The organism is Pseudarthrobacter sp. alpha12b (assembly GCF_054130495.1).
The window spans coordinates 1,751,696-1,768,365 of sequence record NZ_CP196746.1 but is presented as its reverse complement, the minus strand read 5'-3'; the positions used below and the strand labels follow the sequence as shown (position 1 = coordinate 1,768,365).

At 65.6% G+C, this 16,670-nt stretch carries 17 protein-coding genes; 14 read left to right on the top strand and 3 right to left on the bottom strand.

What is annotated here, in order from left to right:
- Nucleotides 1-68: 68 nt before the first annotated feature.
- Genes murA through ACTAQI_RS08050 form a run of 4 tightly spaced genes read left to right on the top strand, consistent with a single transcriptional unit; the run spans nucleotide 69 to nucleotide 4,371 of the window.
- Nucleotides 69-1,394 (top strand): UDP-N-acetylglucosamine 1-carboxyvinyltransferase, encoded by a 1,326-nt coding sequence (gene murA / locus ACTAQI_RS08065; protein ID WP_457950513.1) that lies wholly within the window; start codon nucleotides 69-71, stop codon nucleotides 1,392-1,394.
- 9 nt (nucleotides 1,395-1,403) lie between these two features.
- On the top strand, nucleotides 1,404-2,174 hold the full coding sequence (locus ACTAQI_RS08060) for a lysophospholipid acyltransferase family protein (protein ID WP_457950512.1): 771 nt from the start codon (nucleotides 1,404-1,406) through the stop codon (nucleotides 2,172-2,174).
- Nucleotides 2,171-3,220 (top strand): NAD(P)H-dependent glycerol-3-phosphate dehydrogenase, encoded by a 1,050-nt coding sequence (locus ACTAQI_RS08055; RefSeq protein ID WP_457950511.1) that lies wholly within the window; start codon nucleotides 2,171-2,173, stop codon nucleotides 3,218-3,220. Before ACTAQI_RS08060 ends, ACTAQI_RS08055 begins: the two co-directional genes overlap by 4 nt.
- Before the next feature lie 2 nt (nucleotides 3,221-3,222).
- Complete coding sequence (locus ACTAQI_RS08050; protein WP_457950510.1) at nucleotides 3,223-4,371, top strand: D-alanine--D-alanine ligase family protein; 1,149 nt, start codon at nucleotides 3,223-3,225, stop codon at nucleotides 4,369-4,371.
- Between the two features lie 81 nt (nucleotides 4,372-4,452).
- Here ACTAQI_RS08050 and ACTAQI_RS08045 read toward each other — a convergent pair whose 3' ends face one another.
- A complete protein-coding gene (locus ACTAQI_RS08045; RefSeq protein WP_457950509.1) occupies nucleotides 4,453-4,956 on the bottom strand; it encodes a DUF3515 domain-containing protein in 504 nt (167 codons plus the stop codon).
- A gap of 117 nt (nucleotides 4,957-5,073) precedes the next feature.
- On the opposite strand from ACTAQI_RS08045, the gene ACTAQI_RS08040 reads away from it, so the two are divergent.
- The 5 genes from ACTAQI_RS08040 to rsmD are packed head-to-tail and all read left to right on the top strand — an operon-like array spanning nucleotide 5,074 to nucleotide 11,475.
- A complete protein-coding gene (locus ACTAQI_RS08040; RefSeq protein ID WP_457950508.1) occupies nucleotides 5,074-6,441 on the top strand; it encodes a hypothetical protein in 1,368 nt (455 codons plus the stop codon).
- A gap of 46 nt (nucleotides 6,442-6,487) precedes the next feature.
- The gene (gene thiL, locus ACTAQI_RS08035; protein ID WP_457950507.1) at nucleotides 6,488-7,534 is read left to right on the top strand and encodes a thiamine-phosphate kinase; all 1,047 of its coding nucleotides are present in this window, start codon (nucleotides 6,488-6,490) and stop codon (nucleotides 7,532-7,534) included.
- A 22-nt stretch (nucleotides 7,535-7,556) separates the two neighbouring features.
- Nucleotides 7,557-8,543: a DAK2 domain-containing protein gene (locus ACTAQI_RS08030; protein ID WP_457951016.1), complete on the top strand. Its 987-nt coding sequence runs from the start codon at nucleotides 7,557-7,559 to the stop codon at nucleotides 8,541-8,543.
- Entirely contained in the window at nucleotides 8,533-10,803 is a 2,271-nt protein-coding gene (locus ACTAQI_RS08025; RefSeq protein ID WP_457950506.1) for an ATP-dependent DNA helicase RecG, read from the top strand. The genes ACTAQI_RS08030 and ACTAQI_RS08025 overlap by 11 nt, the downstream gene beginning before the upstream one ends.
- A gap of 42 nt (nucleotides 10,804-10,845) precedes the next feature.
- Nucleotides 10,846-11,475: a 16S rRNA (guanine(966)-N(2))-methyltransferase RsmD gene (rsmD, locus tag ACTAQI_RS08020; RefSeq protein WP_457950505.1), complete on the top strand. Its 630-nt coding sequence runs from the start codon at nucleotides 10,846-10,848 to the stop codon at nucleotides 11,473-11,475.
- Here rsmD and ACTAQI_RS08015 read toward each other — a convergent pair.
- Complete coding sequence (locus ACTAQI_RS08015) at nucleotides 11,472-12,260, bottom strand: spermidine synthase (protein WP_457950504.1); 789 nt, start codon at nucleotides 12,258-12,260, stop codon at nucleotides 11,472-11,474. The genes rsmD and ACTAQI_RS08015 overlap by 4 nt on opposite strands.
- Nucleotides 12,260-13,489: an aminotransferase class I/II-fold pyridoxal phosphate-dependent enzyme gene (locus ACTAQI_RS08010; protein WP_457950503.1), complete on the bottom strand. Its 1,230-nt coding sequence runs from the start codon at nucleotides 13,487-13,489 to the stop codon at nucleotides 12,260-12,262. Before ACTAQI_RS08010 ends, ACTAQI_RS08015 begins: the two co-directional genes overlap by 1 nt.
- Before the next feature lie 43 nt (nucleotides 13,490-13,532).
- Between ACTAQI_RS08010 and coaD the strand changes: the two genes are divergently transcribed.
- The 5 genes from coaD to mutM all read left to right on the top strand — a co-directional run bounded on the left by coaD (nucleotide 13,533) and on the right by mutM (nucleotide 16,641).
- Nucleotides 13,533-14,033: a pantetheine-phosphate adenylyltransferase gene (coaD, locus tag ACTAQI_RS08005; RefSeq protein ID WP_457950502.1), complete on the top strand. Its 501-nt coding sequence runs from the start codon at nucleotides 13,533-13,535 to the stop codon at nucleotides 14,031-14,033.
- A gap of 122 nt (nucleotides 14,034-14,155) precedes the next feature.
- A complete protein-coding gene (locus tag ACTAQI_RS08000) occupies nucleotides 14,156-14,680 on the top strand; it encodes a YceD family protein (RefSeq protein ID WP_457950501.1) in 525 nt (174 codons plus the stop codon).
- A gap of 36 nt (nucleotides 14,681-14,716) precedes the next feature.
- The gene (rpmF, locus tag ACTAQI_RS07995; protein ID WP_308930650.1) at nucleotides 14,717-14,920 is read left to right on the top strand and encodes a 50S ribosomal protein L32; all 204 of its coding nucleotides are present in this window, start codon (nucleotides 14,717-14,719) and stop codon (nucleotides 14,918-14,920) included.
- A gap of 20 nt (nucleotides 14,921-14,940) precedes the next feature.
- On the top strand, nucleotides 14,941-15,669 hold the full coding sequence (gene rnc, locus ACTAQI_RS07990) for a ribonuclease III (RefSeq protein WP_457950500.1): 729 nt from the start codon (nucleotides 14,941-14,943) through the stop codon (nucleotides 15,667-15,669).
- Nucleotides 15,670-15,675: 6 nt separating this feature from the next.
- The gene (mutM, locus tag ACTAQI_RS07985; protein WP_457950499.1) at nucleotides 15,676-16,641 is read left to right on the top strand and encodes a bifunctional DNA-formamidopyrimidine glycosylase/DNA-(apurinic or apyrimidinic site) lyase; all 966 of its coding nucleotides are present in this window, start codon (nucleotides 15,676-15,678) and stop codon (nucleotides 16,639-16,641) included.
- The last annotated feature ends 29 nt before the right edge of the window (nucleotides 16,642-16,670 follow it).

Below are 16,670 nucleotides of genomic sequence, written 5' to 3'. Positions count from 1 at the left end.
CGACCTCCTATGCTTGGTTGGAGCCTTTGCAAGGTTTTGGGGGCTAGTGATCGTGAGGAAACCGGTATATGAGTAGTGTTCTGACAATCCGCGGCGGCGTCCCGCTTACAGGCCGCGTCACCGTCCGTGGGGCAAAAACTCTTGTCCCCAAGGCCATGGTGGCGGCGTTGCTGGGCAACGAACCCTCGGTGTTGCGGAACGTGCCGGAGATCAAGGACGTGGAGGTAGTCACCTCCCTGCTGCAGCTGCATGGCGTGACCGTGGAGAAAGACCCGGTCAACGGTGACCTCACCCTTGACCCCAAGGCTGCCAAGACGGCGCCGAGCACCGCCATCGACGCCCACGCCGGTGATTCCCGCATCCCCATCCTGCTCTGCGGGCCGCTGATCCACGCGATCGGTGAAGCCTTCATCCCGGACCTGGGCGGCTGCAAGATCGGCGACCGCCCCATCGACTACCACCTGGACGTTTTGCGCCAGTTCGGCGCCGTCGTGGAGAAACGCCCCGGCGGCATCCACATCTCGGCACCCAAGGGCCTGCACGGAGCCAAAATCTCGCTTCCGTACCCGTCCGTGGGGGCCACCGAGCAGGTCCTGCTGAGCGCCACGCGGGCGGAAGGCATCACGGAGCTTTCCGGGGCCGCCACTGAACCGGAAATCATCGACCTCATCGCCGTGCTGCAGAAAATGGGCGCCATCATCAGCGTCCAGACTGACCGCACCATCCGCATCGAGGGCGTCCGCGACCTGGGCGGCTACAACCACCGCGCGCTCTCGGACCGCAACGAATCGGCGTCCTGGGCATCGGCTGCGCTGGTGACCCGCGGAGATATCTTCGTTGAGGGCGCCTCCCAGCGCGACATGATGACCTTCCTGAACACCTACCGCAAAGTGGGCGGCGGAATGGACATCGGCGAGGACGGCATCCGGTTCTACCACAAGGGCGGAAAACTGAACCCGCTGGTCCTTGAAACGGACGTCCACCCCGGATTCATGACGGACTGGCAGCAGCCGCTGGTGGTGGCGCTGACGCAGGCCGAGGGCGTCTCGATCGTCCACGAAACGGTGTACGAGAACCGCTTCGGCTTCACCGACGCCCTCATCCGCATGGGTGCCAGCATCCAAGTGCACCGCGAGTGCCTGGGCAGCGTTCCGTGCCGGTTCGGCCAGCGGAACTTCCTGCACTCCGCGGTGATTTCCGGCCCCACCCAGCTCAAGGGAACGGACATCGACGTCCCGGACCTGCGCGGCGGGTTCAGCCACCTGATCGCCGCACTGGCTGCCACCGGCACCTCGCGGGTCACCGGCATCGACATCATCAACCGGGGGTACGAGCGGTTCACGGAAAAGCTCGCCGGCCTGGGCGCCGACTTCGACATCACCACCACGAAGTAGAGCGGGACTGTGAAGGAATCGGCCAAGAGCAGGGCCACATTTGTGTTCATCGCCGCCGTCGTCCGGCCGCTGCTGAACCTCATGATGGCCAAGACGTGGGAAGGCACGGAGAAACTTCCCGCGGGCGGCTTTATCGCTGCGCCCAACCACTGCACCGAAATCGATCCCCTGGTGGTGGGGCACATGCTCTACAACCACAAGCGGGCCCCGCACTTCCTGGCCAAGGCCGGGCTGTTCAAGGTGCCGGCCCTGGGATGGCTGCTGCGCGCCACCAAGCAGGTGCCGGTGGAGCGTTCGACGGCGGGAGCGAATCGATCGCTGCAAGTGGCCCAGGAGATTGTCGCTGAAGGCGGCGCGATCATCATTTATCCCGAAGGCACGCTGACGCGCGACCCCGGGCTTTGGCCGATGAAGGGGCACACGGGCGCGGCGCGGCTGGCCCTCGAAGGCGGCATTCCCGTGGTTCCGATCGCGCACTGGGGGGCGCATGAAGTGTTCCCCCGGTACGGCAAGTCGTTCCACATCTTCCCGCGCAAACGCTCCCGTGTTGTGGTGGGCGATCCGGTGGACCTGAGCGCGTTCAGTGGCCGTCCCCTGGACAAAGCCACCCTGGCGGAGGCCACCGAGGTGATTATGGATGCGATCACGGCATTGCTGGCAGGTTTGCGCGGTGAACAGCCGCCCGCGGAGCGCTGGGACCCGGCCAAGCAGCAGCAGACCAAGCACGGGCGCTTCGTCGAACGCGGACAGCAGCCGGGCGCAGGAACGGAAGCTCAGTGACCTCTGACGGAAAGCCGGGGACGGCCCGCACCGTGGCCGTCCTCGGTGCCGGATCGTGGGGCACAACGTTCGCCAAGATCCTGGCGGACGCCGCCGTAGCCGCCGGCACGCCGCACGCCATCAAGCTGTGGGGCAGGCGCGCCGAAGTGGTGGACGAGATCAACAGCAGCCACCGCAACAGCGACTACCTCAAGGACATTGTCCTGCCGGGCAGTATCACCGCTTCCACCGACGTGCGTGAGGTACTGGCAGGAGCTGAGCTCGTGGTGGTGGCCGTTCCGGCCCAGTCCCTCCGCCCGCAGCTGCGCGAATGGAAGGACATGATCGCTCCCGGAGCTGTTGTGGTCTCCCTGATGAAGGGCCTGGAGCTGGGGACTGACGCCCGGATGAGCGAGGTCATCAGCCAGGAACTGGACCTGCCGCAGGAACGCATCGCCGTCGTGTCCGGACCCAACCTGGCCATGGAAATCGCGCGCGAGGAGCCCACCGCGTCGGTTGTGGCATGCAGCGATTCCGCGACGGCGGGCTGGCTCGCCAGGAGCTGCACCGCCCCCTACTTCCGGCCCTACACCACGGCGGACGTCGTCGGCGTCGAAATTGGCGGCATCGTCAAGAACGTGATCGCGCTGGCCGTGGGCATTTGTGAGGGCAAGCAGATGGGGGACAACACCAAGGCCTCCGTGATTACCCGGGGCCTGGCGGAAACATCGCGCCTCGCATTGGCGCTTGGCGGCGAAGCGAAAACCATGGCCGGACTCGCCGGGCTTGGCGACCTCGTTGCCACCTGCTCCTCCGCGCTGTCCCGGAACCACACCGCCGGCAGGCTGCTGGGCGAGGGCCTGACGTTGGAGGAGGTGGGCCGGAAGATGACCCAGACTGCCGAAGGCATCAAATCCGGCCAGGCCGTCCATGAACTTGCCGGCAAGCTCGGCGTCGAAATGCCCATCACTGCCGCCGTCGTGGCGGTGCTGGCAGGCAAGCTGTCCGTTGACCAACTGGGGCCGGTTCTGCTGTCCCGGGAATTGAAACCTGAAGGCGATTACTGACCATGTCCCAAGACAAACCCACCACAGGTCAAGCGGCCACCACCAGGAAACCGCGTGTGGCCGTGCTCTTTGGCGGCCGCTCCAGCGAACACGCCGTGAGCTGTGTAACCGCAGCAGGTGTGCTGGGTGCCATCAACAAGGATAAGTATGAGGTGATCCCCATCGGGATTGCCAAGACCGGCCAGTGGGTGCTTGCCCCCGCGGATACGGCCCAATGGTCGCTCGCCGCATCATCCCTCCCGGAAGTCGTACCCTCGCCCCAGACCGTCACGCTGGCTGAGATCGGCGGGGAACACCAGCTGATCGTGGCAGCGCCCAATGAAGTTCCTCAGGAACTGGGCACCGTTGACGTGGTCTTTCCGCTGCTGCATGGGCCCTTTGGCGAGGACGGCACCATCCAGGGGCTCCTTGAGCTTTCCGACACCCGCTACGTCGGCGCCGGAGTCCTGGCGTCTGCCGTCGGCATGGACAAGCACTACATGAAGGTGGTCTTCGAGGCTGCCGGGCTGCACGTTGGCCCGTATGTTGCCGTGACCGACAGGCAGTGGCGCAAGGACCCGGAAGCTGTGCGGAAACAGGTGGACCGGCTGGGGTTCCCCGTGTTCGTCAAGCCGGCCCGCGCAGGTTCCTCGATGGGTATCTCGAAAGTCGACTCCCTCGAGGAGCTGGACGCCGCCATCGAGGAAGCCCGCCGCCACGACCTCAAGCTGGTGATCGAAGCCGGAATCGTCGGACGCGAAATCGAGTGCGCCGTCCTGGAAGGCAGGGGCACGGATGCGCCCCGGACGTCGATGCCCGGCGAAATCTCCGTGTCAGGGGGAACCCACGAGTTCTACGACTTCAATGCGAAGTACGTCGAGGATGACGCCGCAGCCCTGAGCTGTCCCGCCAACATCCCGCCGGAAGCAATTTCCCGGGTCCGCGAGCTGGCTGCCGCTGCGTTTGATGCCGTGGGCGCCGAAGGCCTGAGCCGTGTGGACTTCTTCTACACCCCTGAGGGTGAGTTGATCATCAACGAGATCAACACCATGCCCGGCTTCACGCCCAAGAGCATGTACCCGCAGATGTGGGCAGCCTCCGGCCTCGGCTATGCGGACCTGATCGACGAGCTCATCCACCTGGCCCTGAACCGCAAAACCGGCCTTCGCTGAGCCCCGCCGGCCCCTCGGCCTCGCTTCGGCCAGGGAACCCTGCCGGCGTGGGCCCACCCGCCGGCAGGATCTGCCGGAGAGCTACTGGCTTTTCGGCAGGTTCTGCAGGTCTTCCTGGCCAACGCAGTTCCGCAACGACGGAACTTTGCCGGCCGCCGCTGCCAGGTCCGCCAGCACTGTTGCCGAACTGATCTTGTCCGGGTCCATCAGGATTTCGGTAGCAGGTTCCCTGCCGTAGGTGGTCAGCGTCCACACCGGGTCGCCTTCCTTGATAACCCAGTCGACGCCGTTGACGGTGACGCAGCGGTCCGTCGTGGGCCCCGGCACGTTGACGCCGCAGCGGAGAATGACAAGGGAGGGGTCGCCCCATGCTGCTGTGGCCTGGCTGTTGGTCTTCCGCAGTTGTGAATCGCCAATGGCATCCGGCAGGGCCACCATCATGGGTGCGCAGGCCGGGTTGGCCGCGTCCTTGGCAGCGGTGACGTCCACTGCGGGGGAGCAGGCAGTCAGGGAAAGGGCGGCGATCCCCCCAACCATCGCAATCCTGGCGGCGCGGGCGGACAGGGGCAGCTGGGGATGGGGCATTCTTCTATCATCCCCGCTGGGACGGGGCAAGACCAATCCCCGCCTTGCGTTCACGTTACTCACGCCGGGCCGGCGTGAGTCTTTGGTGCCGCAGAGCCCCTATAAGGTGGTTCCACCATGAAAAAGACCGCGATTGCCGAGTTATCCCGCTGTGCGTCAAATGAAAACGAGGCGTCGTTCCCGGCCCGCAGACGAGGCGTCAATGCAGTAGGCAGTCTGCTTGCACTCGTTGGACTGAGCTTCCTGGCGTGGTTCCGCCTTCCTGAAGTAACCCGCGGCACGGTTTGGGCCGAGGATGCCGTAGTCTTCCTGGCTGACGCCATCTCCTTTGGCCCGTGGCAAAGCATTGTGAGTCCCTATGCAGGGTATTTGCACACGGTTCCCCGCGTTGTAGCGGCTATTGCCTATTCCGTGGCTCCGATCGAGAACTACGCCACAATGATGTCCCTTTTAAGTTGCGTGGTGGTCGCAGCCATCTCCGTCGGCTCCTATGTGCTGTCCGGCCAGCTCTTTGAGCACCGTAGATACCGCCTGATGGTGGCGGCGATACCGGTGCTTGTGCCTGTTGGGCCGCTGGAAGTGCTGGGCAACGCGGCAAACCTCCACTGGTATATGCTTTGGTTTTGCCCATGGCTGCTCATCTATCGGCCGCGGACCTGGTACTCGGGACTTTCCGTCTTCGCCGCGATGCTGGCCGCCGCAACCACCGAGATACTTGTCGGATTCTTCTTCCCCCTCGCCATCTGGGCCGCTTTTTGGAAAAAGAACTATTGGGCGCCCGCTGCCTTGGTCCTGGGGAGCGGCATCCAGCTTGCCGCAACCATCCTCGAACCGAGGTACTCTGCGGCACCGGCGGTCGACGCAACCGAGCCGTTGTCCGTCCTTTACGGCTTCCTGCTTCAGCCGGTGGGGTCGATATGGATGTCAGATCCCCATACGATGGCAACCAACATCGCCACATTCGGCGGATTCGCTGTTGCTGTTCCGTGCGTCATCGTCTTCGGGCTACTTGCCTACATCCTCGTATATGGGCATCTCCGCTGGAAGGCCGTGGCGATGTATGCATTCGCGGCCGCCGCGGCCTGTTGGACGGCAGCAACTGTCCTAAACCCCTCACCCGAATTCGACTTTCCCAACTTCACAAGAGAAGACTGGCTGACTGTCTTCACCTTCTTCCGTTACGCAGCGGCCCCTTCAATGTTTTTGTTGGTCTTGGTGCCAGTGGCATGCGCTGTGGCAGAAGACAGAAAGCTGATTGTCGCGGGCAGAGCCAAGTACTGGGCCCCTACCCTCATGGTTGTTTTTCTTTCGATCCACTACTTTCAGGCCACCACCACACGTCAGACGGGACCGGAATGGGCTGCCGCGGTACAAGATGCTGCAGCCCGGTGTAATGGTGATTCCGCTCTGCCCGAGGTGTCCATTCCCGTGACCCCGGAGGGGTGGCGGGTAAGCGTAAATTGCGCCATACTGCGCGGCCGTTGAGTGTCCATCCGGACACAATGTCGGCCGGGCGCGGTAGCGTAGTTGCGTGCCTGAAGACCTCCGTAACCGCGTTGACCGCCAACCCACCGTGGCCGGCCTTTCCGAAGCCGACCTGCTGGCCCGGATCTTCCCCCGACTCCGGATGGAGGGGGGCCACGCCTCAAGCACGCTGCTGGGGCCGGGCGACGACGCCGCCATCGTCGCAGCCCCGGACGGGAGGACCGTCATCAGCATTGACACCCAGGTCCAGGACCAGGATTTCCGGCTCCTGTGGCCCAACGGCTACCGCACCACCGGGTTTGACGTCGGCTGGAAGGCTGCGGCACAGAACCTCAGCGACATCAATGCCATGGGCGCGCACGCAACGTCCATGGTGGTCAGCCTCACCCTGCCCGTTGACACGCCGGTCCGTTGGGTGGAGGACCTGGCGGACGGGCTGACCGCCGGAATCCAGGAACTCGGGGCAATCCACTGTTCAGTGGCAGGTGGTGACCTTGGCCGCGGCCGGGAAATTTCGGTGACTGCGGCGGTCCTGGGAACGCTCGACGGCGGGCGGCCGGTTTTGCGGTCCGGCGCCCGGCCGGGTGACATCCTGGCGCTGGCTGGAACAGTCGGCCACGCCGCGGCGGGCCTGGCCCTGCTCGAATCGGGCGTTGCCGAGGAGACCCTCGATCCTGCAGAACGTGCGTTCATCGATCTGCAGTGCCGCCCGCGGCCACCCCTGGAAGCGGGGCCGGCGGCCCGGGCGGCGGGCGCCACGGCGATGCTGGACATTTCCGACGGACTCCTGCGCGACGGGAAGCGGCTTGCCACCGCCAGCCACGTCGGCGTGGCCCTCGATCCAGCGCGGCTAACCCAGCTGGCGGACATCCTGGGCCCGGCCGCGGCACGGCTGGGAGCGGATGCCGCGCCATGGGTGCTGGGCGGCGGTGAGGACCACGGGCTGCTGGCCACATTCCCTGCGGGCGTTCAGCTGCCGCCCGGATTCACTGCGATAGGCTCGATACATGCACTCGGTACCGACGAAGGCCCGGGTGTCCTGATAGCTGGCCGGGCCGCGGACACCGGGGGATGGGATCACTTTGCACACTAAGGTTGCCGCCAACGCGCTGGCGATGAAGAGGTGGCTGGGCAAGGCTGAAACTGCCTTGGGAAACCACAGCGACCGGCTCAACGCCATCAACATCTTCCCGGTGGCTGACGGTGATACCGGCACCAACCTCTACCTCACGGTCCGCGCTGCTGCCCGTTCGCTGGTGCTGGGCGGGGACCAGCCAGCCCCGGTGGACGTCGGTGAAGTCCTTGCCAGGGCCGGGCAGGCCGCCATGGAGGAGGCCAGGGGAAATTCCGGAACGCTCTTTTCCGTGTTTCTTTGCGCTGCCGCAGAGCCGCTGGCCGGGCATACCCGGCTGACGTCCACCCTCCTGTCGGCAGCACTGAACCGCGCCCAGATCCGCGCCTGGTCTGCCCTGAGTGATCCGGTTCCGGGAACCATGCTCTCGGTCATGGAAGCGGCAGCCCGTGAGGCAGCCGCCGTCGACGCCGCCCAGGACGGCGATGACAGCAACCATGCGCTGGGCCTCGCCCTCGACGCGGCAGTGGAGGGCGCCTTGGCCGCAGTGATCCACACCGAGGAACAGCTCGACGCGCTCCAGTCCGCCCATGTAGTGGATGCGGGCGGCGTGGGAATGCTGCTGATCCTCGACTGCCTGCGCTCCGCCGTCCTTGGCGAGGAACTGCAAAGCGAACTCCTCGATGGCCTGCATGGCTACGACGTCTCCGATCCCCACATCCACACCTCCATGCCGGACGACGACGGCGTGGAAGTCATGTGCACCATCAGCCTTTCGCCCCTGAATGCCGCCACCCTCCGGCAGCGGCTGGATGAGATTGGCGAGTCCGTGATCATGAGCCAGGTGGGCAACGGTCCGGACGCCGAAGGCAACTACCGGTGGCGGGTGCACGTGCACGTGCCGGATGCCGCCCCGGCTGTAGGAATCATCCGGTCCCTGGGCGAACCTGCCCAGATCAGCATCAGCGAACTGGCGCTGCCGCGGGACCCGGATGCGGATGCGGTGAACACCGGCGGGCATGAACGCTGAGCTGGAACTGCCCCTGGAGCGGCGCATCGGGAAGCGTTCGGCGACGGTCATCGAGAAACATCTCGGCATCACCACCGTGGAAGGCCTCCTCAACTACTTCCCGCGCCGCTACATGAGCCGCGGTGAGCTGACGCCCATCACGGAGCTTCCGCTGGACGAGGAAGTCACCCTCATTGCCCGGGTCCTGTCCAGCAGCACCCGGCACATGCAGGCACGCCGCGGGACCATCACCGACGTCATAGTTTCCGACGACGACGGGCAGCAAGGGCTCCGGCTGGTGGGCGGCCGGGATTACACCGGCAAGGTTCCAGGCACCCTCAAAATCAGCTTCTTCAACGGGTTCAAGGCAAAAAACGAACTCCTGCAGGGGCGCCGGGCCTTGTTTTCGGGCAGGGTTACCAGCTTCAAGGGAAAGCTTGGCCTCACGAACCCCGACTTCCAGCTCCTGGACGAAGATCCGTTCAGCGACGCCGGCCAGGACCCTGAGAAACTCGCAGCCATGCCCATTCCGGTGTATCCGGCCACCGCCAAGCTTCCCAGCTGGAAGATCCAGAAGGTGATCGCCACGCTGCTGGAAACCTCGGACCTCGGCTCGGTGCCGGATCCGGTTCCCCCGGCGGTCGCAGCACGGGAAGGCTTCCTGCCCGTGGCGGACGCATACCGGCTCATCCACGTGCCTGAAACGGCTGCGGACTGGAAACTTGCCCGCGACCGGTTCCGTTACCAGGAAGCCGTGGTGCTGCAGTCAGCGCTCGCCAGGCGCCGGGCCCAGCTCGCCGCGGAGGAAGCCACGGCCCGGCGCCCCGTCAGCGAAGGCATCCTGGCTGCGTTCGACAAAAACCTGCCGTTCACGCTCACGGCCGGCCAGGCCGCCGTCGGCAAGACCCTCGCCGCGGAACTGGCGCAGGACACGCCCATGAACCGTCTGCTGCAGGGCGAAGTGGGCTCCGGAAAGACCGTCGTGGCGCTGCGGGCCATGCTCCAGGTGGTGGACGCCGGCGGACAGGCCGCGCTCCTGGCGCCCACTGAAGTGCTCGCGGCCCAACACTACGACTCCATCCGCCGCACCCTGGGCCCGCTTTCCAGCGACGGACTCCTGGGCGGCCTGGCCGGGGGCAACGGGCCTTCCGTCCAGGTCACGCTGCTGACCGGATCCATGCCCACGGCGGCACGGAAGCAGGCCATGCTGGACGCCGCCTCGGGCACCGCGGGAATCATCATCGGAACCCATGCCCTGCTCAGCGACAACGTTTCCTTCTACGACCTCGGCCTGATCGTGGTGGATGAGCAGCACCGCTTCGGCGTGGAACAGCGCGACGCCCTGCGGGCCAAAGCCAGGAAGCCGCCGCACCTGCTGGTCATGACCGCCACTCCCATTCCCCGGACGGTGGCGATGACCGTGTTCGGTGACCTTGAGACCTCCACCCTCGATGAACTGCCCAAGGGCCGGGCACCAATCACCACCCACCTCGTTGGCCTTGCGGAAAACCCTGCCTGGGCGGCACGGATCTGGGCCCGCGCCAGGGAAGAGATCGACGCCGGCCACCAGGTGTACGTGGTCTGCCCCAAGATTGGAACGGACGACGACGGCGACTTCAGCCCCGGGGAGGCCGCGCCACCGGGCGTGGAGGCAGAGGAGGCCCGGGAACTCGCGTCCGTCACCGCCGTCGTGGACCACTTGCTGGGTGAGCCCTCGCTGGCGGGGGTTCCCCTGGCTCCCCTCCACGGGCGCCAGGACCCGGACCTGAAGACGGACACCATGGCCGGGTTCACTGCCAACCGCATCAAGCTGCTCGTCTCCACCACGGTGATCGAGGTGGGGGTGGACGTGCACAACGCCACGCTGATGGTTATCCTGGACGCCGACAGGTTCGGAATCTCCCAGCTCCACCAGCTGCGCGGACGCGTGGGCCGCGGCGGCCTTCCCGGGACCTGCCTGCTGGTCACAGCCCTGGAACCCGGCCACCCAAGCCGGCGCCGGCTTGATGCCGTGGCTGCCACCACGGACGGTTTTGTCCTCTCGCAGGAAGACCTCAAGCTGCGGCGCGAGGGCGATATCCTGGGCGCCTCCCAGTCCGGCGGCCGGTCCACCCTGAAGCTGCTGCGGGTCCTTGAACACGAAGACGTGATAGCCCGGGCCAGGGACGATGCCCAGGCAATCGTTGGCGGGGACCCGCTGCTGTCCGGCCATCCGGAACTCGCCGACGCCATCGAGAAGTACCTCAACCCCGAGAAGGAGGCGTTCCTTGAACGCGGCTAGCAACGAAAGTGCACCGGACGCCGGCGGATCGCGGTGTGCGCCGTGACGCGGATCATCGCCGGCGCGGCCGGCGGCACTCCGTTGGCGGCCGTCCCGGGATCGCTGACCAGGCCCACCACGGACCGGGTAAAGGAAGCGCTGTTCTCCCGCCTCGATGCCTTTGACGTAATCGCCGGCGCCCGCGTGCTGGACCTCTACGCGGGTTCAGGTGCCCTGGGGGTGGAAAGCGGCAGCAGGGGAGCCCGGTCGGTGGACCTGGTCGAGTCAGACGCCAAGGCCAGTGGCGTGTGCCAGCGCAATGCGGACCTCATCAATGGGGTACTGGGCAGCAAGACCGTGACTGTCCACCGCTCAAAGGTGGAATCCTTCCTGGACCGGGCTGCGGAAACGGCCGCCTGGGACCTGGTGTTCCTGGACCCGCCGTACCCGTTGGAGGATGGCACGCTGTCCGCGGTGCTGCAGAAACTTGCAGCCCACTTGGGACCCGGAGCCGTCGTCGTGGTGGAACGCTCCTCACGATCCCCGGAACCAGGGTGGCCGGACGGTATGACCAGGTTTGCCGAGAAGAAGTACGGGGAGACCAGGCTGTGGTTCGCGGAGCCGTTCGTGCCCGATGCGATTGCCGCCGATGACCTGGCCGAGGCACCAGGGCCCGCCTCCCCGGACGCTTAGCCCGAGAAGGGGTCCAGGTCCACACCGGCCAGGACCCGCGCAGGGTGGGGGCCCCGTGCCGTCAGCTCAGCTGTCCAGGATTGCGGCCAGGGACCCTGCGTCCCCACCAGGATGATGTTCCCCGGATACCTGCCCTGGAACATGCCGGCTTCGGCAAAAGCGGCCACATCGGCCATGGCCCCGCGCATTGCAGCCACTTGGCTCCGGACAAGTGTGAGCGCAGGCTCGTCGCCCACATTGACGATCAGGAGCCCGTCCGGGCCAAGGCGTTCCCTGGCCTCACGGTAGAAACCGCTGGCGGCGATGTGGGCCGGCGCCTCCGGGCCGGAGAAGATGTCCAGGATCACGACGTCGAACGTGAGGCCGGGGTCAAGGGCACCAAGTGCGTCGCGGGCATCGCCGATGATGGTGGTCAGGTTTGTTCCCCCGGGCATGGGAAGGTGCTGGAGGACGAAGTCCAGCAGTTCGCGTTCCAGCTCAACCGCGTACTGCGGTGAGCCGGGGCGGGTGGCCTGGATGTACCGGGCCAGTGTCAGCGCCCCTGCTCCCAGGTGGAGCGCCCTGATCGGTTGGCCGCGGGGGCCGGCAAGATCCACCAGGTGCCCGATCCGGCGGAGGTACTCGTAGAAGATCTCCTCCGGCCGGTCAAGGTTGACGTGGGACTGTTCGGCTCCGCCGATGCTGAGGACGTAGCCGCCATCGGTGAATGTATCGGGTTCGATCGTGGCGTGCTGGCCGGTGGTCCGCAGGAAGCGGTTGGCGGCGCCGCCGCTGCGGCCTGTCATCAGAGCCTGCCGCGCAGGGTTGCCAGCCGCGCGGCAGACTCCTCCAGGACTTCGGTCTTCTTGCAGAAGGCAAACCGGAGCAGGCTTCGCGTCCGTTCCGCGCCTTCCGGATGGCAGAAGACCGGAACGGGGATGGCGGCCACACCCACCAGTTCCGGCAGGCGCCGGGCGAGGTCCAGGGCATCCGTGATGCCCAGCGGCGCGGTGTCCACATTGACGAAGTAGGTCCCCTGCGGGACGAAAACGTCAAAGCCCGCGGCCCGGAGCCCGTCGCTGAGAATGTCGCGCTTCTGCTCCAATGCAGAGGCGATGCCGGTATAGAAGGCGTCCGGCAGGGCCAATCCCTTGGCGATCGCTGCCTGGAAGGGAGTGCCCGAGCTGTAGGTGAGGAACTGCTTGACCGTGCGGACGGCGGCGACCAGGTCCCCGGGCCCGCTCAGCCAGCCGATTTTCCATCCGGTCAGGGAAAACGTCTTGCCGGCAGAGGAAATGGTGATGGTGCGGCCAGCGGCGCCCGGAAGGGTGGCCACGGGCGTGTGGGTCACGCCGAAGGTGAGGTGCTCGTACACCTCATCAGTGATGATGGTGCTGCCGTGCTTTTCCGCAAGGTCCACCACGCGCTGCAGAACGGCGGGCGGAAAAACGGCACCAGTGGGGTTGTGCGGATTGTTCAAAAGGACCACGCGTGTCCGCTCACTGAAGGCTGCCTCCAGTAACGCCATGTCGGGCATGAAGTCCGGGGCGGCCAGCGGCACGGTCACGTGGGTGGCGCCGGAGAGTCCAATGACCGCACCGTAGGAGTCGTAGAACGGCTCGAACGTCAGGACCTCATCGCCCGGCCCGGCGAAGGCAAGGAGCGAGGCGGCGATGCCTTCGGTGGCCCCGGTGGTGATGATGACCTCGGTTGCCGGGTCCGGCGCCAGCCCGTAGAAGCGTTCCTGGTGTGCGGCCACCGCCTCCCGGAGTTCGGGGAGGCCTTTGCCCGGCGCGTACTGGTTGGCCCCGGCTGCGATGGCCGCACGGGCTGCCTCCCGGATTTCGGCCGGGCCGTCCTCATCGGGGAAGCCCTGTCCCAGGTTGATGGCGCCGGTCTGGACGGCCAGGGTGGTCATCTCCTCGAAGATGGTGACACCCAGTCCGCCGTCCGGCGCCAGGAGGTTGGCTCCGAGCGCGGTGCGCTGCCAGGGCGCAGGTGCCAAGGGGGCGGAAAGTTCCCGTGGTGGATGCATCCAGTCATGGTATCCCGGCCTTTCCATGCGGTAGGTTCGGAGCATGAGACGCGCTGTGTGCCCCGGATCCTTCGACCCCATCCACAACGGCCATCTCGAAGTCATTGCGCGGGCTGCCGGCCTGTTCGACGAGGTCATCGTGGCCATCTCCACGAACTACGCCAAGAAGTACATGTTCACCCTGGAGGAACGGCTGGAAATGGCCCGCGAGACCCTGGCGCTGCTCAAGGGCATCGTGGTGGAACCCGTGGGCGAGGGACTTTTGGCGGAGTACTGCCGCCAGCGGGGCGTGTCTGCCATCGTCAAAGGGCTCCGGTCGTCGTCGGACTTTGACTACGAGCTCCCCATGGCCACCATGAACCGGCAGCTGAGCGGGGTGGAGACAGTCTTCCTCCCGGCCGAGGCCAGTTATGTCCACCTGTCCTCCACACTGATCAAGGAAGTGGCGGTGCTGGGCGGCAGCGTCTCGGACTATGTGCCCCGGTCGGTGCACCGGCGGATGGTTTCCGGCGAGCCTTCGCCGGATCAGCAGCCAAGGCGGTAGGCTGGATCGGTACTTCGGCGGTGCCTGCTGCCGGTTTGAGTCACCATGGCTCTTCAGGCTAAGATGGTACGTCGGTCATATGTTCAACAGGAGTTCTCATTAACAGAGATGCTGGTTCGCCCTTGGCGTTCGACGTCAAGGACCTCGGGCGCAGCCCGGGAAGCATGCGGACACTGAAGGAACATGTACCCGCACCAGGTGATCTTGGTGTGGCGCTCATTGGTGTTCAGGAAGGCTCGGATGTCGAGCTCGACCTGAGGCTGGAGGCCGTACACGAAGGAATTCTGGTATCAGGAACCGTTATCGCCGAAGTAACCGGCGAGTGCGGCCGATGCCTGGATCCCCTTGCGTATGACCTTGAGGTCAATGTGCAAGAACTTTTCTTCTACGAAGGCGCTCAGCTTTCGGACGGAGAAGAAGATGAAGAGCAACGTCGAGTCGAGCACGATGTAATCGATCTTGAACCGGTGTTGCGGGACGCGGTTGTCACCAATCTGCCGTTCCAGCCGGTGTGCCGGGAAGACTGCCAGGGCCTTTGCTCCGAATGCGGAGCTCGCCTGGAAGACGAGCCGGGGCACCACCACGAGGTCCTGGATCCTCGCTGGGCTGCCCTAGCTGATATGGCTAAGCCTGACCGGCAAAATTGATTTGTACGTGTTTGTCTAGAGAGAAATGAGTTAGCCGTGGCTGTTCCCAAGCGGAAAATGTCTCGCTCGAATACCCGCGCCCGCCGCTCGCAGTGGAAGGCGACCGCCCCCCACCTGGTGAAGACCGTTGAGAACGGCCAGATCACCTACAGCCTGCCGCACCAGGCAAAGGTCGTTACCGACTCTGCCGGCACCGCGCTGTTCCTTGAGTACAAGGGCCGCAAGGTCGCTGACGTCTAATCGGCCCAACAGGCTGACTGATGTCTTCAACTGAAGAGCTTCTGAAGCGTCTCGGTGTCACTATTGACGCCGGGACGCTTCGTCTTGCGCTTACCCACCGCTCGTACGCTTACGAGAACGGCGGCATACCCACCAATGAGCGGCTCGAGTTCCTGGGCGACTCCATCCTGGGATTCTCCGTAACCGACGCCCTCTACCGGGACAACCCGGACCTGCCCGAAGGTGAACTCGCCAAGCGCCGGTCCGCCGTCGTCAGCACCCGGGCGCTGGCCGGCATCGGACGCAGCCTGGGCATTGGTGAGTACATCTACCTGGGGCAGGGCGAAAAGCTCACCCACGGCAAAAACAAGGCGTCCATCCTCGCGGACACCATGGAAGCCCTGATCGGGGCTACCTACGTCTCCAACGACATCGAGACCGCGCGCCAGTTGGTCATGCGCCTGATCGGTCCGCTGCTCAAGGACGCAGCCGTTTTGGGTGCCGGCACCGACTGGAAGACCAGCATCCAGGAACTCGCGGCGAGCCGGCAGCTCGGCAGTATCCACTACGCGGTGGATGGCTCGGGCCCGGACCACGCCCGCACCTTCACTGCCGTCCTGAACATCGGCGGCACCGCCTATGGCAAGGGTTCCGGCCACTCAAAAAAGGAAGCGGAGCAGGAAGCCGCTGCGGACGCGTGGCGGGTGCTTTCCGGAGCTGAAACCCAGGGTGCCTCCAGCACCTCCGCAGGCTCCGTAGCCGCCAAGTAGGGTTTTGTGCCGGAACTGCCTGAGGTAGAAGTGGTGCGCCGCGGCCTGGTGAACTGGGTCCGCGGCAGGACCATCAGCGCCGTCGAAGTCCTCGATCCCCGCTCCATCCGGCGCCATGCCCTCGGGGCCGGGGACTTCATCGGCAACCTCCAGGGTGCCACCGTGGCCGATGTCGTACGCCGCGGCAAATTCCTCTGGATGCCGCTGGTGGACAGCGCCGCTCCACGGGACAACCAGGAACCCGCACCGGTGCCGGAAGTGGCACTCATGGCACATCTGGGTATGAGCGGGCAGCTCCTGATGCAGGGGCCCGGCGTCCCCGATGAAAAACACCTCAAAGTCCGCTTCAGGCTCAGTCCCCGCGAGGGCATGCCGGACCAGCTGCGGTTCGTGGACCAACGGATCTTCGGCGGCCTGTTCGTCACGGCTTTGGTGCCCACGGACGACGGCGGCCCTGGCGGCCTCGGCGAATACCCCCTTCCGCTGATCGCCGCGGAAGCAGCCCACATTGCGCGCGACCCCCTGGACCCTGCTTTCTCCTTCGACCTCTTCTACCAGCGGCTCCGCAAGCGCAAGACCGGGCTGAAGCGGGCACTGCTGGACCAGGGCCTTGTGTCCGGTATTGGAAACATTTACGCCGACGAAGCCCTGTGGCGTGCCCGGCTGCACTACGCTCGGCCCACCGACACACTGCGCCGGGCTGACGCCTTGCGCGTCCTGGACAGCGCCCGCGACGTAATGCTCGATGCGCTGGCAGCAGGAGGAACCAGCTTCGACTCCCTGTACGTCAACGTCAACGGGGCCTCAGGCTACTTCGACCGGTCCCTCAACGCCTATGGCCGCCAGGGGGAGCCATGCAAGCGGTGCGCGGCGGCAGGAATCCACTCGATCATCCGCCGCGACCAGTTCATGAACCGGTCATCCCACACCTGCCCTGTATGCCAGCCGCGGCCACGCAACGGCCGCTGGTAGCACCTGCCAGACCCCCAACCGCCTGACCT